This is a genomic window from Roseovarius salincola, assembly GCF_026891095.1.
GTDB classification, from domain to species: domain Bacteria; phylum Pseudomonadota; class Alphaproteobacteria; order Rhodobacterales; family Rhodobacteraceae; genus Roseovarius; species Roseovarius salincola.
Window position 1 is genome coordinate 161,062 of the sequence record NZ_JAPTNL010000001.1, and the last position, 22,880, is coordinate 183,941.

Genomic DNA, 22,880 nt, shown 5'->3' on the forward strand with positions numbered 1-22,880 from the left:
GGGTAGCCTTGCAAATATCCTTGTAAAAGGGGCAATATTCCAAAAACGTCATGCAAAAACGCAAAGGCTGGCCGCGATGGATGCTCAATGGGACGATCTGCGGATATTTCTCGCCGTGGCGCGCGCCGAAAGCCTCTCCGGCGCGGGTCGGGTGCTCAGGATCGACCCGGCCACGGTGGGGCGGCGCATTGCCCGGCTGGAAACCGATCTCGGCGCGCCGCTTTTCGCGAAATCCCCCACCGGCTATGCGCTGAGCGATGCCGGGCAGCGCCTGATGGGCCATGCGGTGCGGGTCGAACAGGCGATCGAGGGCGTGGCCGAGGAAATGGCCGGACGCGCGGGCGGCATGACCGGGCAAATCCGCATCGGCGCGCCCGACGGCGCGGCGAATTTCGTGCTGCCACAGGTCTGCGCGCGCATCGGCGAGGCCAATCCCGATCTCGAGGTGCAGATCGTGGCGCTGCCGCGGGTCTTCAATCTGACCCGGCGCGAGGCCGACATGGTGGTCGCGGTGAGCCCGCCCACCGCCGGGCGGCTGAGCGTGCAACGCATCACCGATTACCGCCTGCACCTGGCGGCGTCGCGGCGCTACCTGCGCGCCCATCCCCCGATCACCTCGCTTGACGATTTCAAGGGGCACCGGATGGTGGGCTACATTCAGGACATGATTTTCGACAAGGAGCTCGATTACATGCGCGAGGCCGGGGTCGCGCGGGTGTCGCTGGCCTCGAATTCGGTCTCGGTGCAGGTCAACTGGGTGCGTCAGGGCGGCGGGATCGGGGTGCTGCATGATTTCTCGCTGCCTTTCGTGCGCGGGGTCGTGAAACTGTTGCCCGAGGCCTTCAGCCTGACGCGCAGTTTCTACCTTGTGCGCCATGCCGATGACCGGCGCCTTGAGCGGCTCAACCGTTTCGCCGCTGCGCTGGCCGATGGTGTGCGCAGCGAGGTGGCGCGGCTCGAGGCGCTGACTTGACAGGGCGGGGGTTATCGTCAACGCTGATCGCAAGGGCGTATCATGCGGAGGACCGGCCATGCTCGTTCAGCAAATCCTCAAGTCAAAGGGCGATGACGGCGTATTGACGATCAAACCGGGGACACTGGTCTCCGAAGCGGCGCAGATCCTTGCGGAGCGCCGGATCGGCGGCCTTGTCGTGTCGCGCGATGGTGAACATGCCGAAGGGATCCTGTCGGAACGCGACATCGTGCGTGCGCTGGCGGTGCGCGGCGCGGTCTGCCTGACCGAGAAGGTCGACGGGATGATGACCCGCAACCCGGTCTGCTGCTCACGTCATGACAGTTCCGATGCGGTCCTGTCGCGGATGACCGACGGGCGTTTCCGTCACATGCCCGTGGTCGAGGAGGGCAAGCTTGTCGGCATCGTCACAATCGGCGACGTGGTCAAGGCCCGCCTGCAGGAGCTGTCGATGGAAAAGGACGCGCTGGAAGGCATGATCATGGGCTACTAGGCCCGCGCCTTCATCTGGCCAAAAATACCTCGGGGGAGTCGCCGCTTGCGGCGACGGGGGCAGCGCCCCCATTGGGCGACATCATACCCAAGCGTCTTCGGCTTGCATTCCGCGGTGCAATATTGTTGCGTGACGCGCAAGCACAATACGGAGCCGCCCCATGCGCATCGCCCTTTACCCAGGCACGTTCGATCCGATCACCCTTGGACATCTCGACATCATCCGCCGCGCCTCCATGCTGGTGGACCGGCTGGTGATCGGGGTCGCGATCAACCGGGACAAGAGCCCGCTTTTCACGCTCGAGGAGCGGGTCGCGATGATCGAGGCGGAATGCGCCGAGCTGACCGATCAGACCGGGACCGAGATCGTCGCGCATCCCTTCGAGAACCTGCTCATTGATTGCGCCCATGACGTGGGGGCGCAGCTGATCGTGCGCGGGCTGCGCGCGGTGGCGGATTTCGAGTACGAGTTCCAGATGGTGGGCATGAACCGCGCGCTCGACAATACCGTCGAGACGGTCTTCCTGATGGCGGATGCCAGCCACCAGGCGATCGCCAGCAAGCTGGTCAAGGAAATCGCGCGTCTCGACGGGGATGTCAGCAAGTTCGTGACACCCCCGGTACGCGACAAGCTGCTGGCCAAATTCAAGTGATGCCTGACGCGCTCAGCGCCAGAAGGCCAGCCATTCGATGAGATCGGACAGTTTGCGCGCCAGAAAGATCGTCGCCGACCAGTCATAGGCCCAGAAATCCACCGCCAGCCCCGCAAGGATCAGGGCGCCAAGGGCGATTGCGATGGGGTTGGTCATGATCCGGGGCCTTGTCCGCTCAGCGATGCGCATCATAGATGCCAGAAGGCGGGGGGGCTGTCACGCGGGATATGCGCGCAGCCCTTGCCGGCTGCGGCCCATCCCGCGCAGCGATGCGATCACCCGAGCCGGGCCATCGCCACGGCCACATCAGCCATGCGGCACGAAAAGCCCCATTCATTGTCATACCATGCCAGCACCCGCACCAGCCGCCCGCCTGTGACCCGTGTCTGGTCGGGCGCGAAGATCGAGCTTTCCTCGGTATGGTTGAAGTCGATGCTGACCTTGGGTTCGGGATCATAGCCCAGAACGCCTTTCATCGGCCCGGCGGCGGCTTCGGCGACGATGGCGTTAACATCCTGGGCGGTGACGTCCCTTTTTGCCACGAAGGTCAGGTCCACCGCCGAGACATTCGGCGTGGGCACGCGGATCGCCGAGCCGTCGAGCCTGCCCTTGAGATCGGGCAGCACCTCGCCCAGGGCCTTGGCGGCGCCGGTGGAGGTGGGGATCATCGACATTGCGGCGGCGCGGGCGCGGTATAGATCCTTGTGGCGGCGGTCGAGCGTCGGCTGATCGCCGGTATAGGCGTGGATCGTGGTCATGATTCCCGAGTCGATGCCGATCGATTCATGCAGCACCTTGGCCAGCGGGGCCAGGCAGTTGGTGGTGCAGGAGCCGTTCGAGATCATCCGCTCGCCGGGCTGAAGATCGCCGTCATTGACGCCATAGACCACGGTGCGGTCCACGTTCTTGCCCGGCGCCGAGAGCAGCACCTTGCCGCCGCCGCGCTCCAGATGCGCCTTGGCCTTGTCGCCGTCATTGAACTGGCCGGTGCATTCCAGCACCACATCGACGCCCGACCAGTCGAGTTCGCCCATGTCGTAGGTCGAGAACATCTGCATCGGCCCGCGCCCCAGATCCATGGTGCCGTCGCCCAGGGTGATCTCGTTGGGGAAGCGGCCATGCACGCTGTCATATTTGATCAGGTGGGCGGCGGTCTCGAGCGGGCCGGTTGCGTTCACCTTGACGACCTTGATGTCGTCGCGCCCGCTGGCCGCGATATGGGCCAGGGTGCAGCGGCCGATGCGGCCGAAACCGTTGATGCCGACGGTGATGGTCATGGCAATGCTCCTGTGAATATGATTGAGCGCGATATAGACGGCGCAGCGCGCGCCTGAAAGGTCAAAATCGAGGGCGCGCGCGGATTCACCCCCGGAATGCGCGGGAAATTCAAGATGTTAGCGATAACTGTTATCGCAAACCAGACCGCGCTTGACGTGATGGCGCTAACGTCGCACCACTGGCGAGAGGTTGATCGGAGGGACGGGTATGAGCGGGTTGATGGCATTGCTGGACGATGTGGCGGGGATCGCCAAGCTGGCGGCGGCTTCGGTCGATGACGTTGCCGGGCAGGCGGCGAAGGCGGGCAGCAAGGCCGCGGGCGCGATGATCGACGACGCGGCGGTGACGCCGAAATACATGCAGGGCTTCGCCCCGGCCCGCGAATTGCCCATGGTCATGAAGATCGCGCGGGCCTCGATCTTCAACAAGCTGGTTTTCCTGTTGCCCGCAGGGCTGCTGTTGTCGTCCTTCGCACCCTGGCTGATCCCGCCGCTGTTGATCCTGGGCGGGGCCTATCTGTGTTTTGAAGGCGCCGAGAAGATCGCCCATGCGCTTGGCGCGGGCAAGCACCATGGCGGCCCGGATGGCAGCCATGCCGAGGGTGATGTCGCTCATCTGGAGGAAGCCAAGGTGGCGGGGGCGATCAAGACGGATTTCATCCTGTCTGCCGAAATCATGACCATCGCGCTGGCGGCGATCCCTGAAAGCAACATCTGGATGGAGGCGGCGACGCTGGCAGTGGTGGCGGTGGGGATCACGGTGCTGGTCTATGGCTCGGTGGCGCTGATCGTGAAGGCGGATGATGTGGGGATGTTCATGGCCGAGCGGGGGCGGTTCGGCGCGACCCGCGCGGTGGGGCGCGGGATTGTTCACGCGATGCCGGGATTCCTCAAGCTGCTGATGATCGTCGGCACGGCGGCGATGCTGTGGGTGGGGGGCTCGATCATCCTGCACGCGCTGGCGGAAATGGGTTACGCGGCGCCCTATGACTGGATTCACCATGTCGCGGCCGGGGCCGCGGAGGGCATGAATGAATGGCAGGGCTTGGTCGAATGGGGCGTGACCGCCGGGATCGACGGGCTGCTGGGGCTTGCGCTCGGCATGCTGCTGATCCCGATCGGCGTGAAGTTGGTCAAGCCGCTCTGGCTGCGGGTGATGCCGACCTGAGCGGGGGCTGCGCGCCTATTGGAGGATTGAGCGCAGGACCATGTCATTCCGTGCTAGGATGCGTCTGCCCCAATTTCAGGGGTTGGAGGACGTTTCATGAAAATCTCGGTCGTTCAATATGCGCCGGTTTATCTCGATCTCGAAAAATCCATGCTCAGGGCGGTCGAGATCGTCGCGGAATCCGCAGGGCAGGGCTGTGGTATGGTGGTTTTCCCTGAAACATGGTTGCCGGGTTACCCGACCTTCGTGTGGCGTTTGCCGCCGGGGGCGGGGATGGGCAAGACGCATGAGCTATACGCCCTGTCGCAGGCCAATTCGGTCGATCTGGGAAAGGGCGGGCTTGCGCCCTTGCAAGAGGCGGCGCGCGACAATGGCGTGGTCGTGGTGATCGGCTATCAGGAGATCGACTCCGGCGTCAGCGGCAGCACGCTGTTCAACAGTTGCGCGATCATCGACGCGGATGGCAGTCTGGCCAATAATCACCGCAAGCTGATGCCCACCAACCCCGAGCGGATGGTCTGGGGGTTTGGCGACGGTTCCGGGCTCAACGTGGTCGACACGGCGGTCGGGCGGGTCGGTGCGCTGATCTGCTGGGAAAACTACATGCCGCTGGCGCGCTATGCGCTTTATGCGCAGAATATCGACATCTACGTGGCCCCGACATGGGATAGCGGCGCGACCTGGCTGGCGACGATGCAGCATATCGCGCGCGAGGGCGGTTGCTGGGTCGTGGGCTGCGCGACGGCGCTGGAGGCCGGGGATATTCCCCCCGGTATCCCCTATCGCGACGAGCTGTTTCCCAACAAGGACGAGTGGGTCAATCCGGGCGACGCGGTGATCTACCAGCCGTTTGGCGGGGCGCTGGCGGGGCCGATGCACAAGGAAAAGGGCCTGCTGATCGCCGATATCGATGTTGCGGCCGCGCGCGCGTCGCGGCGCAAATTCGATGCGAGCGGGCATTATGCGCGCCCGGATGTGTTTTCATTGTCAGTGAACCGTGCGGTGCAGCGGCCAGTGACCTTCGGCTAGATCAGAACGCACCCATGGCGAGGCCCGCCGCGAGGGCCTGGCCGATCTCGCGACAGGTGGTCAGGTCCTGTTGCGGGATCGTCTTGGGAGCGAGGATCGCCTCGGGGGTCTGCGCATGGGTGCAGACGATCAGCGGCTCCTGCACGGGTTTGAGCCGCCAACCCTGCGCGATGCGGGCGATCTGGCGGGCGGCGTTCGCGCCATCGGACCCGGCGCAGACCATCTGGGCATAGGCGCGCCCCTCGATCAGGCCCAACACGGGGTAATAGCAGCGATCGAAGAAATCCTTCATCACGCCGGAGATGGCGGCAAGGTTTTCGGGCGCGCAGAAGAGATAGCCATCGGCCCCCAGCAGGTCATCCGGCCCGGCCTCGTCAGCGCTCAGAAGGCGGCTGTCGGCCTCGGCTCGCGCGGCGTCATGCGCCGCCTCTGCCATCTGGCGGCTGCCGCCGGTGCGCGAATGATAGACGATCAGAAGCTGTGCCATGCGCAAGACGGTAGCGCCGGGGCGCGCACAAGGAAAGAGGCGCGGGGCAGGCGGGAGGCGCGTGTGAGCGGCGCCTCACGCAGCGTCATTTTCAGAGCAGCGATTTCACCTTGTCGGCGACGGCTTCGGCGGTGATGCCGAATTTCTCGAACAGGGTCTCGGCCGGGGCAGAGGCGCCAAAGCTGTCCATGCCGACGAAACCGGCCTTCTGCTCGCGCCCGCCCTGGCCCAGAAGCCAGCGGTCCCAGCCCTGCCGCATCGCCGCTTCGACGCCGACGCGCACCGCGCCGCCGGGCAGCACGCGCTTGCGATAGGCGTCGTCCTGCGCTGCGAAAAGCTCCATGCAGGGCATCGAAACCACACGGGTGCCGATGCCTTCGGCCTCGAGCATGTCGCGGGCGGCCATCGCGACGGACACTTCCGAGCCGGTGGCGATCAGGATCGCCTGACGCTTGTTTCTGGCATCGGCCAGCACATAGCCGCCCTGTTCGGTGAGGTTCTTGTTCTTGTGCTCATGGCGCAGCGTCGGCACACCCTGGCGCGTCAGCGACAGCACCGAAGGCGTATCCGTGGAGCGCAGCGCGATTTCCCAGGCCTCGGCGGTTTCCACCGTGTCGCAGGGACGGAACACCCAGGTGTTGGGGGTCGCGCGGCTGATCGCCAGATGTTCGACCGGCTGGTGGGTGGGGCCGTCTTCGCCAAGGCCGATGCTGTCATGGGTCATCACGAAAACCGATGGCACCTTCATCAGCGCCGCGAGGCGCATGGCCGGGCGGGCGTAATCGGTGAAGCACATGAATGTCCCGCCATAGGGGCGGATGCCGCCATGCAGCGCCATGCCGTTCATCGCCGCCGCCATGCCGTGTTCGCGGATGCCCCAATGGATGTAACGCCCCTTGCGGTTATCCACGTCGAAGACGCTCATGTCGCCCGAGCGGGTGTTGTTCGACCCCGACAAATCAGCCGAACCGCCCACGGTTTCGGGCATGATCGGGTTGACCACTTCGAGCACCATTTCCGAGGATTTGCGGGTGGCCACCTTGGGCTTTTCCTCGGAAACCTGCTTTTTCAGCGCCTTGATGCGGGCCGAAAGGGCGTTCGGTGCCTCGCCCGCGAAGATACGGGCGAATTCCTTCTGGCGGCGCCCGGAGGCTTCGCCAAGGCGGACCGTCCAGGCCTCGCGCTCGGCAGCGCCGCGCGCGCCGATGGTTTCCCAGGCCGATTTGACCTCGGCGGGCACTTCGAAGGGACCATAGGGCCAGCCATAGGCCTGTTTTGCGGCGGCCAGCTGATCGGGGTCGGTCAGCGCGCCGTGACCCTTGGAGGTGTCCTGCGCGGCATGGCCAAGCGCGATATGGGTCTTGCAGGCGATCATGCTGGGCTTGCGCGACTTGCGCGCGGTGGTGATCGCGGCGTCGATGGCCGCCGGGTCGTGCCCGTCGATTTCCAGCACCTGCCAGCCGGATGCGCGGAAACGTTTCACCTGATCGGTGCGGTCGGAAAGATCGACCTTGCCGTCGATGGTGATGCTGTTGTTGTCCCAGAACACGATCAGCTTGCTCAGCGCCTGACGTCCGGCGATGCCGATCGCCTCGTGGCTGACGCCTTCCATCAGGCAGCCGTCACCGGCGATGACATAGGTGTAGTGATCCACCAGCTTGCGCCCGAAGCGTGCGCGCAGCATTTCTTCGGCCATGGCGAAGCCGACGGCGTTCGAGATCCCCTGGCCGAGCGGGCCGGTGGTGGTCTCGATTCCGGAGGCGAGGAAGTTTTCCGGATGCCCGGCGGTCTTGGCGCCCCATTGGCGGAAATTGCGGATCTCGTCGAGCGTGATGTCGCGGTTGCCGGTCAGGTAGAGCAGCGAATATAGCAGCATCGAGCCATGCCCCGCCGACAGGATGAACCTGTCGCGGTCGGGCCATTCGGGGGCGGCGGCGTCGAACTTGAGATGTTTTTCGAACAGCACCGTGGCCACGTCGGCCATGCCCATCGGCATGCCGGAATGGCCGGAATTGGCGGCATGGACCGCATCCAGCGTCAATGCGCGGATGGCGGCGGCCTTGGTCCAGTGATCGGGATTGGCAGAGCGCAGGGCAGCGATATCCACGGGGATCTTCCTTTGAATTGGCTATCTCTGGGCGCTCAATATCAGGCCGGGGTCAAAGATCAAGCGCGCCCCGTCCGATCTGCGCTAAGGGGGCGCAATTCCTCGAGGGTTTCGCTAAACTCCGGTCCAATCCGGCAAGACCGCGATTCGCGCTTGACGCGGGGCCGGCAAGGAACCGAACAAAGGGGCGACGCCATGAGCGACATCGACGAGCTTCAACGCCGGATCACGGCGGCGCTGGACCGGATCGCGCAAGGTCTGGAGCAGCAGGGCAAGGGCAAGGGACAGGCTCCCGCGCCCGGCGATATCGAGGAACTGGAAGCGCAGCTCGAGGATGAGCGGCTGGCCAATGCCCAGCTGGGCGAGCGGGTGCGCAAGATGAAGGAACAGCTGGCCGGGCTGGAAACCGCCGCCGCCGGGGCGCGCGGCGAAACGGCGGCCCGCATCGAGACGCTGGATCAGGAGCTTCAGTCGCTGCGCAAGGCCAATCAGCAGTTGCGCGAGTCCAACGAGGCGCTGCGCGCCGCCAATAGCGAGGGGGTTGGCGAGCCCCATCTGATCAACAAGGCGATGCTGGCCGAACTGGAAGGGCTGCGCGCCAGCCGTGCCAGCGACCGGGCCGAGACTGACACGATCCTCGCCGAGATGGGGCGCGTCCTGAGCGACGCCCCCGGTGACGAAACCCGACCGGAGGACGCGTGATGCCCGAAATCGAGATTCAGATCGGTGGCCGCCGCTTTGACGTGGCCTGTCAGGAGGGCGAGGAAAGCTACCTGAGGGCCGCCGCCAAGATGCTGGATGAGGAGGCCTCGGTGCTGAGTGCCCAGATCGGACGCATCCCCGAGGCGCGGCTGTTGCTGATGGCGGGGCTGATGCTGGCCGACAAGACCGCCGGGATCGAGGACAAGCTGCGCCGGATGGAGGATCGCATGGCCGAAAAAGAGGCCGAGCTCGATCAGCTGCGCAACGCCCCCGCGCCCGCGCCCCAGACCATCGAGGTGCCGATCGTGCCCGCCAGCGTCAGCGATGCCATGGCCGAGATCGCCGCGCGCGCCGAGGCGCTGGCCGATCAGGTGGGGGAGCCTGCGCCGGGCAGCGGCGACTGATGCGGAACCCGCGCCGCTGCGATTGACCAGCGGCGCGAACCCTGTCTAGATGCGCCCGATATGACAGGGAGCATCATCATGAAATTCGGTTCCATCACCGCCGCGGCCATGCTGGCCGCACTCACCGCGCTGCCCGCAGCGGCCGAGACCCGCGTGACCTACAAATCCGCCAAGACCGCCTCGTCCTATTACCAGATGGGCGTGCAGATCGCCGAAGCCATGCAGGCGGCCTCGGATGGCGAGATCAGCGTCACCGTCGAGGAAAGCCAGGGTTCGGTGCAGAATGTCATGGAAGTGCGCGCGCGCGGCGCCGATTACGTCTTTACCACGCCCCCGGCGCTGGTCGGGCTGGCGCAGGGCGGCAAGGCGATGTTCGAGGGCAAGGGCGATCCGGCCTTCGACGAGATCCGCGCGCTGTTCCCGATCCCCTCGCTGACCATGCATTTCGTGATGTCCGCCGAAAGCGGCGTCACCGGCTTTGACGACATGGCGGGCAAGACGATCCTGCTGGGCAAGGGCAGTTTCGGCGCGCGCGAGGGCGAAAAATACCTCGGGCTCTTCGGTGTCGCGGACAAGGTCGAGATCGCCGATGTCGAGCTGAGCAACGCGGTCCCAGCCCTCAAGAACGGCCAGATCGACGGTTTCGTGACCGCAGGTTCCTGGCCTGCGCCCAACGTCGTCGAGGCCGCCGCCTCGAGCGATGTCACCGTGCTGTCGCTGAGCGACGCTGAGATCGCGGAAACCAAACGCACCAAGCTGGTGATCCCGGCGGGCACCTATGCCGGGCAGGACGCCGATATCGCCACCACCTCGCTGCCGGTGGCGGCCTACACCACCACCATGATGGATGACGAGACCGCCTATCAGCTGACCCGGACCTTCTGGGAAAGCCAGGAGCGGCTTGGCAAAAGCGCCGCCTGGTGGAAAGGCGTCGATGCCGGGCTGATGGAGAACATCACCGGCAAGATCCATCCCGGTGCGCAGCGATATTACGAAGAGGCCGGGATCGCGCTGAGCGACGCGCAGAAGTGAGCCTGAGCAGCACCGAAAGCCCCGCGCCAGCCGGTCTGGCGCGGGTGATCTGGGCCAGCTTCGCGCTGGCCTCTGTCGTTTTCCATATCGGCCTCGTCTTCTCGGGCCTCGTGCCCAACCTCGTGAGCCGTCCGCTGCACCTCGTGTTCGTGCTGCCTTTCGTGCTGGTCTGGGGGCGCCGAGGGCGTGCGCGCATGAGCGGGCTCGTGCTGACGGCGCTTGGCGTCGGGGCGGCGCTTTGGGTGGCCTTCAGCCATGATGCGCTGGCCGATCAATACGGGTTCCTCGAAGGTCAGGGGCAGATGATGATCGCGATCATGCTGATCTGCGTCGTGCTCGAGGCGGCGCGGCGCGCGATCGGCTGGCCGTTGCCCCTGGTCGCGGCGGCGGCGCTGCTCTACGGGCTCTTCGGCCAGCATATTCCGGGCCGTTTCGGCCATTCCGGCACGCCGCTCGAAAGCTTCCTCGGCACGCTCGCCATCGCCGAGGGCGGGCTCTGGGGGTCGCTGACGGCGGTGTCGGTCAATGTGGTGGCGATCTTCGTCATTTTCGGCGCGGTGCTCAATGCGGGCGAGGCGGGTCAGGGCTTCATGAATGTCGCCGCCGCCGCCGCGGGTCGGCTGAGGGGCGGGGCGGCCAAGGTCTCGGTGCTGAGCTCCGCGCTCTTCGGGTCGATATCGGGCTCGGCCTCGGCCAATGTGGCCTCGACCGGGGCGATCACGCTGCCGGCAATGGAGCGGCTGGGATATCCGCGCCGCATCGCGGGCGCGGTCGAGGCGGTGGCCTCGTCAGGCGGGCAGATCATGCCGCCACTCATGGGGGCAGGGGCCTTCGTGATGGTCGAACTCACGGGCACGCCCTATACGGCGATCATGGCGGCGGCCGCGCTGCCTGCGGCGCTTTACTTCTGGGCGGTCTGGATCGGCATCGACGGCTATGCGCGCCGCTTCGACCTGCGCGGGCTGGCCGCCGGGGACCGCCCGGCGCTGCGCGACGTGGCGATCACCTCGGGCTTTTTCCTCGTGCCTTTCGCGCTGCTTTTATGGGGGATGTTCGCGCTTGGGGTCACGCCGCAATATGCCGCGTGCCTGTCGATCTTCGCGGGTGCGGCGCTGTTGCTGACGGGGGGCGATCTGCGGTTCGATCCGGTGCGCGCGGCGCGCCGCGCCGAGACCGCGATCCTGACTGCGGGGCGGCAGGTGGCGCTGATCGGGTCGATCATCTTCTGCGCCTCGCTGGTGATCGGCGTGCTGGGGGTCACGGGACTCGGGGTCAAGATCACCTCGCTGATCCTGTCGGTCTCGGGCGGGCTGCTTTGGCCTTCGCTGCTGCTCACGGCCTTCGCCTGCCTCATTCTGGGCATGGAGGTGCCCACCACGGCGGCCTATGTGATCTGCGTCTCGGTGGCTGGGCCTGCGCTGATCGAACTGGGGATGGCGCCGCTTCAGGCGCATCTCTTCGTATTCTGGTATGCGCTTCTCTCGACAATCACGCCGCCGGTCTGCGGCGCGGTCTTCATCGCGGCGGGCATGATCGGGGAAAACTGGCTTCGCGTGGCGCTGACCGCTATGACGCTCGGTGTCGGGCTCTACCTCATCCCGCTCGGCATGGTGGCCAATCCCGATCTCATCGCGCTGGCACACGACCCCGGCGCGGCGTTGCTGGCGGCGCTCAAGATCGGCGCCGGCCTTGCGCTGATCAGCTGGGCACTGGTGCGGCGCAAGGCGCTCTGGCTGCGTGGCGGGGCGCTGGCAGGCGGGCTGCTGGCGGTTCTCTGGCCACTCTGACCCCCCCGCCCGGCCAATTCATCTGGCCTCAAATACCTCGGGGGTGAATTGGCCGCAGGCCAAGAGGGGGCTGGCCCCCTCCTGTCGCGCCCCTGAAGGGGCGCAAGGCCTGCCCGGTATCAGGCGTTGGCTTCGCGGATCTTCTCGGCGGCGTCCTTGTCATAGGCGACGGCGTTCTGCTCGAACAGCTGATCGAGCTCGCCCGAGAGGGTCATCTCGGTGATGATGTCGCAGCCGCCCACGAACTCGCCCTTGACGTAAAGCTGCGGAATGGTCGGCCAGTCGGAATAATCCTTGATGCCCTGGCGGATGTCCTCGTCGGCCAGCACGTTCACGTCCTGGTAGGTCACGCCCATGTAATTGAGAACACCCGCCACGCGGCTGGAAAATCCGCATTGCGGCGTGTCCCTGGTGCCTTTCATGTAAAGCACCACGTCATGGCCCTTGACGGTCTCTTCGATGCGGTTCTTTGCGTCGGTCATCATGTGCCTTTCAGGTCTGGTCTTGCCCGCTCCTCGCGGGCGTCTGGTTTTCGGTTTCGATTTCGGGCCCGCCGTCGGTTTCGGGCGGTGTGTAGCTGGGTGCGTGCTCGTCTATGTCATAGGCCGAGCGCTTGTTGTCCGAGCGACCATGCACCATCCAGCGGCGGTATTCCAGCCAGCCCGCGCGCAGGAAGATCAGCACGAAGGGGATCAGGGCGATGATGATCACCGGCTGGGCGGTCAGGTTGGCGACATCGCCCGTTTCGAACGGGTTCTGCGGTAGTTCGCCCTGTGTTGACAAGCGTGGCTCTCCTTGGGGTCATGGCGGCGGGCGTGTGGTCATTGCGTTTTGTTCCGGTCTGCCTTGAGGGCGCTTGCGGGCACGAAGCCGCGGGCATATTGCTGCGGGTCGCGGGTGACGCGGATCACCCCGCCATGGCCGCCCCCGGCGCCGCCCGAGGCATAGCCGATATCGACCAGCTGATCGCCTTCTCCGGGGTCGCAGCCACGCGCCGGTTTGCGCTCCGATACCGCACGGCTGCGCGCCAGGGCCGCCACGAGGACGATCACGGCGACAAGGCCAAGGATGACCGGCAGCGCCTCCATCGGGTCAGTCGGGCGCCTTGGTGGTCAGCGCCAGCGCGTGAAGATCGCCATTGGCCCCGTCCATCTTGCCCTTAAGCGCGGCATAGACGGCGCGTTGCTGCTGCACGCGGTTCATGCCCTTGAACGAGGCGTCGATCACCTCGGCCGCGTAGTGGTTCCCGTCGCCGGCCAGATCGGTGATGGTGATGCTGGCCTCGGGAAAGGCGGCGCGGATCAGATCCTCGATTTCCTGGGCTTGTATCGGCATCGGCGCGTCTCCTTCATTGGGTCTGTCATGGATGTAGAACGCGTGAAGGGTCTGTGCAAGATGCGGGCCGGGATGCGGCCTGCGGGAAAGCGGGCGCGCCGTGGGTCGGCGCGCCGGGACGGATCAGGCGAAATGCGCGGCGAAACCGTTGCGGAAGACCTGCGAAAGCTCCGCGAGCGGCGCTTCGGCGCCACCGATGCGCACGGCATCGCCGGTAAAGCGCCCGACGCTCTGGATCGACACCCCGGCGCGCCCGGCCTCGATCATCAGCGCCTCGGCCTGGTCGAAATTGCAGGCGATGAGATAGCGGCCCTGGTCCTCGCCAAAGAGGGCCGCGGTGTCGGCCTCGTCGAGATGCACGCCCACGCCCGCCGCTTCGGCCATTTCGAAGGCGGCCAGCGCAAGGCCGCCATCCGAGAGGTCGGTGCAGGCCTTGATCAGCGCGTGGTTGGCGCGGATGAAATCGCCATGGCGCTTCTCGGCATCCAGGTCGACGGGGGGCGCGTCGCCCTCGACCCGGTTATAGACCTCGGCGAGAAGCGCGGATTGCCCCAGGTGGCCAGTGGTTTCGCCCAGCACCAGCGCCACATGGCCGTCGCGCGCCTCGCCGGTGATCGCGGTCTCGGGGTCGCGGATCAGGCCGACGGCGCCGATGGTCGGGGTGGGCAGGATCGCCTGACCGTCGGTTTCGTTGTAAAGCGAGACATTGCCCGACACGATCGGCATGTCGAGCGCCGAAACCGCGGCGGCGATCCCTTTGATCGCGCCGACGAACTGGCCCATGATCTCGGGCTTTTCGGGATTGCCGAAATTCATGTTGTCGGTTGTCGCCAGCGGCACCGCGCCAAGCGCGCTCAGATTGCGATAGGCTTCGGCCACGGCCTGCTTGCCGCCCTCGACAGGGTTGGCCTTGACGTAGCGCGGGGTCACGTCCGAGGTGAAGGCCAGCAGCTTGTCGGTGCCATGCACGCGGATGAGGCCCGCGCCCTGGCCCGGCGTGCGGGCGGTGTCGGCCATGACCATCGTGTCATATTGTTCATAGACCCATTGGCGCGAGCAGTAATTGGGCGAGGCCAGCAGCGCGCGCAGCCCGTCGATGGGGTCGACGCCGGGCACGCTGGCGGGATCGAGCGGTTCCGCCGGGGCGGTTTCGACCCAGGGGCGGTCATATTCGGGGGCATTGCCCGAAAGCGCCTTGAGCGGCAGGTCGGCCTTGACCACGTTGTTATGCATGATGAGAAAGCGGTCTTCGGGGATTGTTTCGCCGACGATGGCGAAATCGAGGTCCCATTTGTCGAACACCGCCTTGGCTTCGGCCTCTTTCTCGGGGCGCAGGACCATCAGCATCCGTTCCTGGCTTTCCGAAAGCATCATTTCGTAGGCGCTCATGGCCTCTTCGCGGCAGGGCACGTCCTCGAGGTTGAGGCGCACGCCGAGATTGCCCTTGTCGCCCATTTCCACCGCCGAGCAGGTCAGGCCCGCGGCGCCCATGTCCTGGATCGAGATCACCGCGCCGGTGGCCATCAGTTCCAGCGTGGCTTCCATCAGGCGCTTTTCGGTAAAGGGATCGCCGACCTGGACGGTGGGGCGCTTTTCCTCGATGGTTTCATCGAATTCGGCCGAAGCCATGGTCGCGCCGCCAACCCCGTCGCGCCCGGTCTTGGCGCCAAGGTAGACCACCGGCATGCCGACGCCCGAGGCCGCCGAATAGAAAATCTTGTCGGCATCGGCCAGACCGGCGGCAAAGGCATTCACAAGGCAGTTGCCGTTATAGGCGGGATCGAAACGGACTTCGCCGCCCGCGCAGGGCACGCCGAAGCAGTTGCCATAGCCGCCGATGCCTTCGACCACGCCATGCACGAGCTGGCGCGTCTTGGGGTGGTCGGGTTCGCCGAAGCTGAGCGAGTTCATCGAGGCGATCGGGCGCGCGCCCATGGTGAACACGTCGCGCAGGATGCCCCCGACGCCGGTCGCCGCACCCTGGTAGGGTTCGATATAGGAGGGGTGGTTATGGCTTTCCATCTTGAAGATGACCGCCTGCCCGTCGCCGATATCCACGACGCCCGCGTTCTCGCCGGGGCCACAGATCACTTGCGGGCCGGTGGTGGGCAGGGTGCGCAGCCATTTCTTGGAGGATTTGTAGGAACAGTGCTCGTTCCACATGGCGCTGAAGATGCCCAGCTCGGTAAAGGTGGGTTCGCGGCCGATGATCTCGAGGATCAGCTGGTATTCGTCGGGCTTGAGGCCGTGGGCCTCGATCAACTCGGGCGTGACGTCCGGTTCCTGCATCTGATTGGAATCCCCCTGGATGGTCCGGTTGCCGCCTCTTTAGTGCATGGCGCGGGCCGGGGAAAGGGGGCGGCGCACGGTGCTTGACCCGCGGTGGGAATTGGCGTTGCAATGGCGCGTCAAAAGCGGAGGGCACATGGAGATCGTTGAAAACCCCTGGCGGAGACGGGGACTGCCCGAGGATGTGCTGTCCGGCGCGCCCTGGCCAAGCGTCGATGCGGATGCGCCCGAGGCGCTGTTGGCGCAATGCCCGGTGGCCGGGGAAACCCCGCTGGTCGAGGTCGCGGGTTTCGGCGCGCGTCTTTGGGTCAAGGACGAGCGCGCGCGCATGGGTCTTGGCAGCTTCAAGGCGCTTGGTGCGGCCTATGTGATCGCCCATGAGGCGGCGGCGCAGGATGCGGGCGATCCCGGCGCGGACATGTCTCGCGCTCTGGAGGGGCGGACATATATCACCGCGAGCGCGGGCAATCACGGGCTGTCGGTGGCGGCGGGTGCGCATGTGTTCGGCGCGCGGGCGGTGATCTATCTTTCGGACACGGTGCCTGACAGCTTCGCCCAGAGGCTGAAGGCCAAGGGCGCCGAAGTGGTGCGCGCGGGGCGTGACTACGAAGCGAGCATGCAGGCGGCGTCGGATACCGCCACAGAGAAGGGCTGGACGCTCTTGTCGGACAGTTCGTGGCCGGGATATTTCGATCTGCCGCACCGCTTGATGGAGGGCTATCTTGCCATGGCCGCCGAGGCTGCGCGCCAGATGCCCGCGCCGCCGACGCATATCCTGTTGCAGGCCGGTGTCGGTGGCTTGGCGGGGGCCTGCGCGGCCTATTTCAGGCAAATCTGGGGCGCTGGGCCGTGGATCGTGGTGGTGGAGCCCGATGCCGCGCCTGCGCTTATCGGCTCGATCCGGGCGGGGCGCCCGGTGGAGAGCGCGGGGCCGGTCTCGACGATGGGGCGGCTTGACTGCAAGGCACCATCGCTGATCGCTCTCAAGGGGCTGGCACGTGACAGTGATGCCTTTGCCACCATTTCGGATGAGGCGGCCGGCGCCGTTCTGCCTGAACTCGCGGCGCAAGGGCTGGCCACGACCCAGTCCGGAGCGGCGGGTGTGGCGGCGCTGCGGCTCATGGATCTGCCGGGGGATGCGCGGGCCTTGTGCATCCTGAGCGAAGAGCCTGAAACGTGAGCGCGACGCGCGGCTTTGCGCAAGGCGAGCATCGTGCGCGCGTGGCGCGCGCGCAGGCTGGAATGCAGGCCGAAGGGCTGGGGGCGCTGTTGCTGACCACCGAGCCGGACATGCGCTATTTCACCGGTTTCCTGACGCGGTTCTGGGAAAGCCCCAGCCGTCCCTGGTTCCTGGTGCTGCCCGCGCGGGGCGATCCGGTGGCGGTGATTCCGGCGATCGGCGCGGCGCTGATGGCGACGACCTGGGTCCGGGATATCCGCACATGGGCCGCGCCCGACCTGGTGGATGACGGTGTGAGCCTGCTGGCGGATGCGCTGCGCGAAATTGGCGGGCCGGTCGGCGTGCCCTCGCATATGGAGACGCATCTGCGCATGCCGCTGGCGGATTTCGAGCGTCTCAAGCAGGCAAGCGGGGTTGGCTTCACGGATGACCGGGGCATCGTGGCGGGATGTCGCGCGATCAAGTCCGAGGCCGAGATCGCCAAGATCGCCCGATCCTGCGCGATTGCCGGGCGGGCCTTTGCGCGGCTTGACGAGATCGCCGCGCCGGGCGTTGCGCTGAGCCGGGTGTTTCGTGATTTTCAGCGCCTGTTGTTGGAGGAGGGGGCGGATTGGGTGCCTTACCTTGCCGGGGGTGCGGGGCCGCAGGGCTACGCCGACGTGATTTCGCCTGCCAGCGATGTGCCGCTGGCGCGCGAAGATGTGTTGATGCTGGATACGGGTGCGGTCTGGGACGGGTATTTCTGCGATTTCGACCGCAATGTCGCCATCGGCCAGTCAACCGCTGCGCAGCGCGCCGCGCATGCGCGGCTGACCGAGGCTGTGCATGCTGGGCTCGAGGCGGCGCGTCCCGGCGCGCGGGCCTGCGACCTGTGGCGGGTGATGGCGGACGTCCTTGGCGTGGATGAACGCGCCGGGCGGCTGGGGCATGGGCTGGGGATGCAATTGACCGAGGGGCTGTCATTGACGGCGCAGAATCAGACGCCGCTGTGTGCGGGGATGGTGATCACGCTGGAGCCCGGATTGGAGACCGCGCCGGGGCGAATCATGGTGCATGAGGAAAACATCGTGGTCGCCCATGGCGCGCCGCGCGTGCTGTCGCCCTTGTCGGATCCGGCTTTGCCAGTGATCGGCAAGTAAATTTGCCCTGACGCGGTCGTTCTGCCGAAATCATGAGCGTAAAGCGGACACCCGGACATGAAGTGCAAAAAAAATGGCCGAGCACTAAGCTCGGCCAAAGTCCAACAGGGAGGTATGATGATGGCGCGCTGGGCAACCATCGTCACAACGGGGAAATAAGAGGATTGAATGCACCATTCAAGGGTAATTCCGCCGCAGGTGCAGCATGCCTGTTATGCGCCTGCTGCATAGCGCGTTCCAGCGGTTTGCGATCTGCCCGGAAATTCAGCTTGTTGCCTGCTCTCTGAGCTTCTTGCGGTAGCTGATGATCTCGTTCTGGACGAATTCGCGGAAGGCAGCGATGCGTTTGGAGTGGCGCAGTTCCTCCGGATAGGCGAGAAAGACCGGCACCTCGTTGGATTGCACGTCGGGCAGGACGCGCACGAGTTCAGGGAAGTCATGCGTCAGGTAATCGGGCAGCACGCCGATTCCCAGATTATGCAGAACGCCCTGAAGTACCCCGAAATAGTTGTTCACCGCCAGCAGCGAGGGCACGTCATGGGTCATCAGCTCGTTGATCAGCGTGGAGCCCGCGCCAACCTGGGCCGAGCGCGGATTCTGGCAGATCAGCCTGTGGTGGCGCAGGTCCTCGGGTTCCTCGGGCGTGCCGTTCTTGGCGAGGTAGTCACGCGAAGCGTAAAGACGCATATGCACTGTCATCAGCCGTTTGCGGATCAGGTCGGCCTGGCTGGGTTCCTTCATGCGGATGGCGACATCGGCCTCGCGCATGGGAAGGTCGAGCACACGTTCCTCCAGCATGAGGTCGATCTTGAGATCGGGATATTTTTCATAGAGATGCGCCAGGCGCGGTGCCAGCCACAATGTGCCGAAACCGATCGTCGTGGTCACGCGCAATTCGCCGAACACCTCTTCCTCGCTGTCGCGGATACGGGCGGTGGCGGCATCGAGTCGCTTGAGCATGGCGCGGGTCGCATCGAACAGAAGCTCGCCCTGTTCGGTCAGAATCAGGCCGCGCGCATGGCGGTGAAACAGCGTGGTATTGAGCGATTCTTCCAGCGCGCGCACCTGGCGGGACACCGCCGACTGCGACAGATGCAGCTGATCGCCCGCATGGGTGAGGCTGCCCGCATCCGCGACCGCATGAAATATTCTGAGTTTGTCCCAATCCATAAGCGCAACTTTCGGTTTCATCTGACCCCGCCGTTGAAATACCAGAAAAACCTTTGTTGACCACAGCGCCGCCGGGGTTTTTCGGGAAATTTCGCTTTATAGGTCATTATCTATGACCTAATATCGGTTTATATATCGGCAAGGTGCCAGGCACCGGAAGGGAGACGCGCCATGAGTAAGCCAGAAGTATCCCTGAGTGACCGTTACGACTTGGAAAAATCGCCCGTTCTTTTGAACGGGACACAGGCGCTTGTGCGGCTGATGCTGATGCAGCGCGCGCGCGACCGCGCCGCGGGGCTGAACACGGCCGGATATGTCACCGGCTATCGCGGCTCGCCCCTCGGGGCGGTGGATATGCAGATGATGCGCGCGCAAAAGCCGCTGAGCGAGGCGGGAATCCTGTTCCAGCCCGGCCTCAACGAGGACCTGGCGGCCACGGCGCTTTGGGGCACGCAACAGGCGGAACTGCGAGGCGAGGGCACCCATGACGGGGTGTTCGGCCTCTGGTACGGCAAGGGCCCGGGTGTGGACCGTTCGGGCGATGTCATGCGCCATGCCAACATGGCAGGCAGTTCGCGTTTTGGCGGCGTGCTGATGGCCATGGGGGATGACCATACCGGCGAATCCTCGACCGTCTGCCATCAGTCGGACTGGGCGATGGTCGATGCCTATATGCCGGTGCTGTCGCCCGCGGGGGTGCAGGAAATCCTGGACTATGGGCTCTATGGCTTTGCGCTGAGCCGGTTCGCGGGCGTCTGGTGCGGATTGAAGACGATGAAGGACACAGTCGAGGTGACCAGTGTGGTCGATGGCAGCCCCGACCGTATGCATTTCGTCACGCCGGACGTGGCGTTGCCCGAGGGCGGGCTGAATATCCGTTTGGGCGATCACTGGATCCCGCAGGAAGCGCGGATGATCGACCATAAGAGGTTCGCCGCCGAAGCCTTTGCTCATGCGAATAAAATCGACAAGCGGGTCTGGGGAAAACCGGGCGCGAAGATCGGTTTCGTTGCGGCTGGCAAGAACTGGCTGGATCTTGTGCATGCGCTCGACCTCCTGGGGATCGACGCCAGCGAGGCCGAGCGGCTGGGGCTGACCACCTACAAGATCGGCCAGACATTCCCTATGGACATGAAGGGCTTTCACGACTGGGCCGAGGGGCTGGAGCTGATCGTTGTGGTCGAGGAAAAGCGCAAGCTGATCGAGGTGCAGATCAAGGAGGCGATCTTTGACGACCGGCGCGGGCGGCGCGTCTATGGCTGGTACAAGGGCGGTGCGGGCAGCATGCATTCCGAAGAGCTGTTCCCGACGCGCATGGCGCTTGACCCGGTGATGATCGCCGAGAAGATCGGCGCCATCCTGACCGAGGAGGGGCGCGGCACCGAACGGGTGCAGGCCGGGCTGGAGCGGATCGCCGCGTCACGTCAGGCCGACAATACCGAGACGCTGGCGGCGCGATTGCCCTATTTTTGCGCAGGCTGTCCGCATAACAGCTCGACCAAGCTGCCCGAGGGCAGCCGCGCCTATGCCGGGATCGGCTGTCATATCATGGCATTGTGGATGGACCGTGAAACGAGCGGTTACACTCATATGGGCGGCGAGGGCGCGAACTGGATCGGCGAGGCGCCGTTTTCGACGCGCGGCCATGTGTTCCAGAACCTGGGCGACGGCACCTATAACCATTCGGGGCTGCTCGCGATCCGGGCAGCGGTGGCGGCGGGCGTCACCATGACCTACAAGATCCTTTACAACGATGCCGTGGCGATGACCGGCGGGCAAAGCAATGAGGGCGGGCTTGGCCCGGACCGGATCGTGCGCGAGCTGCGCGCAATGGGAGTGCGCGACATCGCGCTGGTCTTCGACCCCAAGGAAGAACCCGCGCGGCGCGATTTTCCCGACGATATCGGCTGGCACAGTCGCGATGAGCTGCCGGAGGTTCAGGAAAAGTTCACGAAAATCAGTGGTGTCTCGGCCATTGTTTATGTCCAGACTTGCGCCGCCGAAAAGCGACGCCGCCGCAAGCGCGGAAATTTTCCCGACCCCGACAAGCGGGTTTTCATCAACAGCGATGTCTGCGAGGGCTGCGGCGATTGCGGGGTGCAGTCGAACTGTGTTGCGGTCACGCCGCTGGAAACCGAACTGGGGCGCAAACGCGCCATCGACCAATCCGCCTGCAACAAGGATTTCAGTTGTCTCAAGGGGTTCTGCCCTTCCTTCGTGACGCTGGAAGGCGCGAAGATTCGCAAGGAAGAGGCCAGCGACTTCGTATTGCCCGATCTGCCCGACCCTGACCTGCCGCGCATTGACGGCACTCATAACGTGGTGATCACCGGCGTCGGGGGCACGGGCGTCGTGACCATCGGCGCGGTGATGGCGCAGGCCGCGCAGCTTGATGGCAAGGGCGCGGGGATGATGGAGATGGCCGGCCTTGCACAGAAAGGGGGCGCCGTGCATATCCATTGCCGGATTGCCGAAAAACCAAGTGATATCAGCGCGATCCGGGTTGCCACCGGCGAAGCGCATGCATTGATTGGCGGCGATCTGGTGGTCAGCGCGGGGCCGTCCACCCTCGGCCTGATGCGCGCGGATAATGCGGGTGGTGTGGTCAACAGCCACGAGATCATCACCGGTGAATTCACCCGCAACACCGAATTCCGCCTGCCGACCAAAGAGCTGGAGCTGTCCCTGAAGGTGCGGCTGCGCGATACCGTGCAGCTGTTCGATGCGCATGATCTGGCGCGGGTCACGATGGGGGATTCGATCTTTTCCAACATGATCGTGTTCGGCGCCGCCTGGCAGCGGGGCCTTGTGCCGCTTGGCCATGATGCCATCGCCGGGGCGATCGCGCTCAATGGCGCGGCGGTCGAGAAGAACCTGCGCGCCTTCGAGATCGGACGATGGGCCGCCGCCTTCCCCGAGGAGGTACAGCGCCATATCTCGCCAATTGTGACGCCGATGCCCGAGACGCTGGAGGACAGGATCGCCTTTCGCGCGGATCATCTGGCCGCCTATCAGGGCAAGGGGCTGGTCAGGCGCTATCGGCGGATGCTGGAGGGCATCGACGAGCCCGCGCTGCGCGAGGCGGTGGCCAAGGGCTATCACAAGCTCTTGTCCTACAAGGATGAATACGAGGTGGCGCGGCTGTTGCTGGGCACCCGCGACAAGGCGAAAGCCGAGTTCGATGGCGATTTCGAGATGCGCTTTCACCTGGCCCCGCCGCTTTTGGCCAGGACCGGCAAGGACGGGCGCCCGCAAAAGCGCGCCTTCGGCCCCTGGCTGGAGAGGCCGTTGCGCTGGATGGCGGCGATGAAGCGGCTGCGCGGCACGCCGCTCGACCCCTTCGGCTATACTGCCGAGCGCCGGATGGAGCGTGCCCTGATTGCGCAATATGAGAAGGACATGCAGGAGGTGCTGCCCAAGGCCGACGCGGCGGTGATGGATGCCGTTGTGGCGTTGGCGGCGCTGCCTTTAGATATCCGGGGCTTTGGCCCGGTCAAGCAGGCCAATGCCGAAAAAGCGGCCAAGCGGCGCGAGGAATTGCTGGCCGTGATCCGCAATGGCGGCACGCCGATGGCGCGCGCGGCTGAGTGATTGTCATGAAACCGTAACGCTTTCTGGTCACATCTGTCATATGGCGCGTGCAGCGACATCGCAGA

The 22,880-nt window shown here is 65.2% G+C and carries 22 protein-coding genes; 12 read left to right on the forward strand and 10 right to left on the reverse strand.

Translation table 11 applies throughout. The features are described 5' to 3' along the window. The first annotated feature begins 76 nt into the window (after positions 1–76). From N5A93_RS00780 to coaD, 3 genes are all read left to right on the forward strand, one after another. Complete coding sequence (locus tag N5A93_RS00780; protein WP_268953153.1) at positions 77–973, forward strand: LysR family transcriptional regulator; 897 nt, start codon at positions 77–79, stop codon at positions 971–973. Positions 974–1,031: 58 nt separating this feature from the next. Then, the gene (locus N5A93_RS00785; protein ID WP_268953154.1) at positions 1,032–1,466 is read left to right on the forward strand and encodes a CBS domain-containing protein; all 435 of its coding nucleotides are present in this window, start codon (positions 1,032–1,034) and stop codon (positions 1,464–1,466) included. 160 nt (positions 1,467–1,626) lie between these two features. Beyond that, positions 1,627–2,118: a pantetheine-phosphate adenylyltransferase gene (coaD, locus tag N5A93_RS00790; RefSeq protein ID WP_268953155.1), complete on the forward strand. Its 492-nt coding sequence runs from the start codon at positions 1,627–1,629 to the stop codon at positions 2,116–2,118. A gap of 12 nt (positions 2,119–2,130) precedes the next feature. Here coaD and N5A93_RS00795 read toward each other — a convergent pair whose 3' ends face one another. Further along, the gene (locus tag N5A93_RS00795; RefSeq protein WP_268953156.1) at positions 2,131–2,274 is read right to left on the reverse strand and encodes a hypothetical protein; all 144 of its coding nucleotides are present in this window, start codon (positions 2,272–2,274) and stop codon (positions 2,131–2,133) included. A gap of 119 nt (positions 2,275–2,393) precedes the next feature. Next, a complete protein-coding gene (gap, locus tag N5A93_RS00800; protein ID WP_268953157.1) occupies positions 2,394–3,395 on the reverse strand; it encodes a type I glyceraldehyde-3-phosphate dehydrogenase in 1,002 nt (333 codons plus the stop codon). Between the two features lie 208 nt (positions 3,396–3,603). Here gap and N5A93_RS00805 point away from each other — a divergent pair, with 208 nt between their 5' ends. Both N5A93_RS00805 and N5A93_RS00810 read left to right on the forward strand, forming a co-directional pair. Further along, positions 3,604–4,563 carry a DUF808 domain-containing protein gene (locus tag N5A93_RS00805; RefSeq protein ID WP_268953158.1) on the forward strand — a complete coding sequence of 320 codons (960 nt, stop codon included), beginning with the start codon at positions 3,604–3,606 and terminating at the stop codon, positions 4,561–4,563. A gap of 96 nt (positions 4,564–4,659) precedes the next feature. Then, on the forward strand, positions 4,660–5,592 hold the full coding sequence (locus N5A93_RS00810; protein WP_268953159.1) for a carbon-nitrogen hydrolase family protein: 933 nt from the start codon (positions 4,660–4,662) through the stop codon (positions 5,590–5,592). A 1-nt stretch (position 5,593) separates the two neighbouring features. Here the strand turns inward: N5A93_RS00810 and N5A93_RS00815 are convergent, their stop codons facing one another. After that, positions 5,594–6,079, reverse strand: coding sequence for a flavodoxin family protein (locus tag N5A93_RS00815; RefSeq protein ID WP_268953160.1), 486 nt, complete (start codon positions 6,077–6,079; stop codon positions 5,594–5,596). A 91-nt stretch (positions 6,080–6,170) separates the two neighbouring features. Beyond that, the gene (gene tkt / locus N5A93_RS00820; protein WP_268953161.1) at positions 6,171–8,186 is read right to left on the reverse strand and encodes a transketolase; all 2,016 of its coding nucleotides are present in this window, start codon (positions 8,184–8,186) and stop codon (positions 6,171–6,173) included. Positions 8,187–8,381: 195 nt separating this feature from the next. Here tkt and N5A93_RS00825 point away from each other — a divergent pair, with 195 nt between their 5' ends. From N5A93_RS00825 to N5A93_RS00840, 4 genes are all read left to right on the forward strand, one after another. Next, positions 8,382–8,888, forward strand: a complete 507-nt coding sequence (locus N5A93_RS00825) for a hypothetical protein (protein ID WP_268953162.1) — start codon at positions 8,382–8,384, stop codon at positions 8,886–8,888. Then, a complete protein-coding gene (locus tag N5A93_RS00830; protein ID WP_268953163.1) occupies positions 8,888–9,292 on the forward strand; it encodes a cell division protein ZapA in 405 nt (134 codons plus the stop codon). The genes N5A93_RS00825 and N5A93_RS00830 overlap by 1 nt, the downstream gene beginning before the upstream one ends. A 78-nt stretch (positions 9,293–9,370) precedes the next feature. After that, positions 9,371–10,324 carry a TAXI family TRAP transporter solute-binding subunit gene (locus N5A93_RS00835; RefSeq protein ID WP_268953164.1) on the forward strand — a complete coding sequence of 318 codons (954 nt, stop codon included), beginning with the start codon at positions 9,371–9,373 and terminating at the stop codon, positions 10,322–10,324. After that, entirely contained in the window at positions 10,321–12,111 is a 1,791-nt protein-coding gene (locus N5A93_RS00840) for a TRAP transporter permease (protein WP_268953165.1), read from the forward strand. Before N5A93_RS00835 ends, N5A93_RS00840 begins: the two co-directional genes overlap by 4 nt. A gap of 119 nt (positions 12,112–12,230) precedes the next feature. On the opposite strand, the gene grxD is transcribed toward N5A93_RS00840, so the two are convergent. The 5 genes from grxD to purL all read right to left on the reverse strand — a co-directional run bounded on the left by grxD (position 12,231) and on the right by purL (position 15,735). Continuing rightward, on the reverse strand, positions 12,231–12,593 hold the full coding sequence (grxD, locus tag N5A93_RS00845) for a Grx4 family monothiol glutaredoxin (RefSeq protein ID WP_268953487.1): 363 nt from the start codon (positions 12,591–12,593) through the stop codon (positions 12,231–12,233). 10 nt (positions 12,594–12,603) lie between these two features. Further along, a complete protein-coding gene (locus N5A93_RS00850; protein ID WP_268953166.1) occupies positions 12,604–12,894 on the reverse strand; it encodes a hypothetical protein in 291 nt (96 codons plus the stop codon). A 38-nt stretch (positions 12,895–12,932) separates the two neighbouring features. Beyond that, the gene (locus N5A93_RS00855) at positions 12,933–13,199 is read right to left on the reverse strand and encodes a hypothetical protein (protein WP_268953167.1); all 267 of its coding nucleotides are present in this window, start codon (positions 13,197–13,199) and stop codon (positions 12,933–12,935) included. A 4-nt stretch (positions 13,200–13,203) separates the two neighbouring features. Beyond that, positions 13,204–13,446, reverse strand: a complete 243-nt coding sequence (locus tag N5A93_RS00860) for a BolA/IbaG family iron-sulfur metabolism protein (RefSeq protein ID WP_268953168.1) — start codon at positions 13,444–13,446, stop codon at positions 13,204–13,206. Between the two features lie 123 nt (positions 13,447–13,569). Further along, positions 13,570–15,735 (reverse strand): phosphoribosylformylglycinamidine synthase subunit PurL, encoded by a 2,166-nt coding sequence (gene purL, locus N5A93_RS00865; protein WP_268953169.1) that lies wholly within the window; start codon positions 15,733–15,735, stop codon positions 13,570–13,572. Positions 15,736–15,871: 136 nt separating this feature from the next. Between purL and N5A93_RS00870 the strand changes: the two genes are divergently transcribed. Continuing rightward, a complete protein-coding gene (locus N5A93_RS00870) occupies positions 15,872–16,915 on the forward strand; it encodes a pyridoxal-phosphate dependent enzyme (protein ID WP_268953170.1) in 1,044 nt (347 codons plus the stop codon). After that, a complete protein-coding gene (locus N5A93_RS00875) occupies positions 16,912–18,054 on the forward strand; it encodes a M24 family metallopeptidase (protein WP_268953171.1) in 1,143 nt (380 codons plus the stop codon). The genes N5A93_RS00870 and N5A93_RS00875 overlap by 4 nt, the downstream gene beginning before the upstream one ends. Before the next feature lie 264 nt (positions 18,055–18,318). Here the strand turns inward: N5A93_RS00875 and N5A93_RS00880 are convergent, their stop codons facing one another. Then, complete coding sequence (locus N5A93_RS00880; RefSeq protein ID WP_268953488.1) at positions 18,319–19,224, reverse strand: LysR family transcriptional regulator; 906 nt, start codon at positions 19,222–19,224, stop codon at positions 18,319–18,321. Between the two features lie 171 nt (positions 19,225–19,395). On the opposite strand from N5A93_RS00880, the gene N5A93_RS00885 reads away from it, so the two are divergent. Further along, positions 19,396–22,815, forward strand: a complete 3,420-nt coding sequence (locus N5A93_RS00885; RefSeq protein ID WP_268953172.1) for an indolepyruvate ferredoxin oxidoreductase family protein — start codon at positions 19,396–19,398, stop codon at positions 22,813–22,815. Positions 22,816–22,880: the final 65 nt, after the last annotated feature.

Bases quoted from the DNA above. Each gene is read 5' to 3' on its own strand.
- N5A93_RS00870 (WP_268953170.1), top strand. From the start codon at position 15,872: ATGGAGATCGTTGAAAACCCCTGGCGGAGACGGGGACTGCCCGAGGAT.
- N5A93_RS00810 (WP_268953159.1), top strand. From the start codon at position 4,660: ATGAAAATCTCGGTCGTTCAATATGCGCCGGTTTATCTCGATCTCGAA.
- N5A93_RS00785 (WP_268953154.1), top strand. From the start codon at position 1,032: ATGCTCGTTCAGCAAATCCTCAAGTCAAAGGGCGATGACGGCGTATTG.
- N5A93_RS00825 (WP_268953162.1), top strand. From the start codon at position 8,382: ATGAGCGACATCGACGAGCTTCAACGCCGGATCACGGCGGCGCTGGAC.
- gap (WP_268953157.1), bottom strand. From the start codon at position 3,395: ATGACCATCACCGTCGGCATCAACGGTTTCGGCCGCATCGGCCGCTGC.
- N5A93_RS00780 (WP_268953153.1), top strand. From the start codon at position 77: ATGGATGCTCAATGGGACGATCTGCGGATATTTCTCGCCGTGGCGCGC.
- purL (WP_268953169.1), bottom strand. From the start codon at position 15,735: ATGCAGGAACCGGACGTCACGCCCGAGTTGATCGAGGCCCACGGCCTC.
- N5A93_RS00880 (WP_268953488.1), bottom strand. From the start codon at position 19,224: ATGGATTGGGACAAACTCAGAATATTTCATGCGGTCGCGGATGCGGGC.
- N5A93_RS00815 (WP_268953160.1), bottom strand. From the start codon at position 6,079: ATGGCACAGCTTCTGATCGTCTATCATTCGCGCACCGGCGGCAGCCGC.
- coaD (WP_268953155.1), top strand. From the start codon at position 1,627: ATGCGCATCGCCCTTTACCCAGGCACGTTCGATCCGATCACCCTTGGA.
- N5A93_RS00860 (WP_268953168.1), bottom strand. From the start codon at position 13,446: ATGCCGATACAAGCCCAGGAAATCGAGGATCTGATCCGCGCCGCCTTT.
- N5A93_RS00835 (WP_268953164.1), top strand. From the start codon at position 9,371: ATGAAATTCGGTTCCATCACCGCCGCGGCCATGCTGGCCGCACTCACC.
- N5A93_RS00805 (WP_268953158.1), top strand. From the start codon at position 3,604: ATGAGCGGGTTGATGGCATTGCTGGACGATGTGGCGGGGATCGCCAAG.
- grxD (WP_268953487.1), bottom strand. From the start codon at position 12,593: ATGACCGACGCAAAGAACCGCATCGAAGAGACCGTCAAGGGCCATGAC.
- N5A93_RS00830 (WP_268953163.1), top strand. From the start codon at position 8,888: ATGCCCGAAATCGAGATTCAGATCGGTGGCCGCCGCTTTGACGTGGCC.
- N5A93_RS00795 (WP_268953156.1), bottom strand. From the start codon at position 2,274: ATGACCAACCCCATCGCAATCGCCCTTGGCGCCCTGATCCTTGCGGGG.
- N5A93_RS00855 (WP_268953167.1), bottom strand. From the start codon at position 13,199: ATGGAGGCGCTGCCGGTCATCCTTGGCCTTGTCGCCGTGATCGTCCTC.
- N5A93_RS00885 (WP_268953172.1), top strand. From the start codon at position 19,396: ATGAGTAAGCCAGAAGTATCCCTGAGTGACCGTTACGACTTGGAAAAA.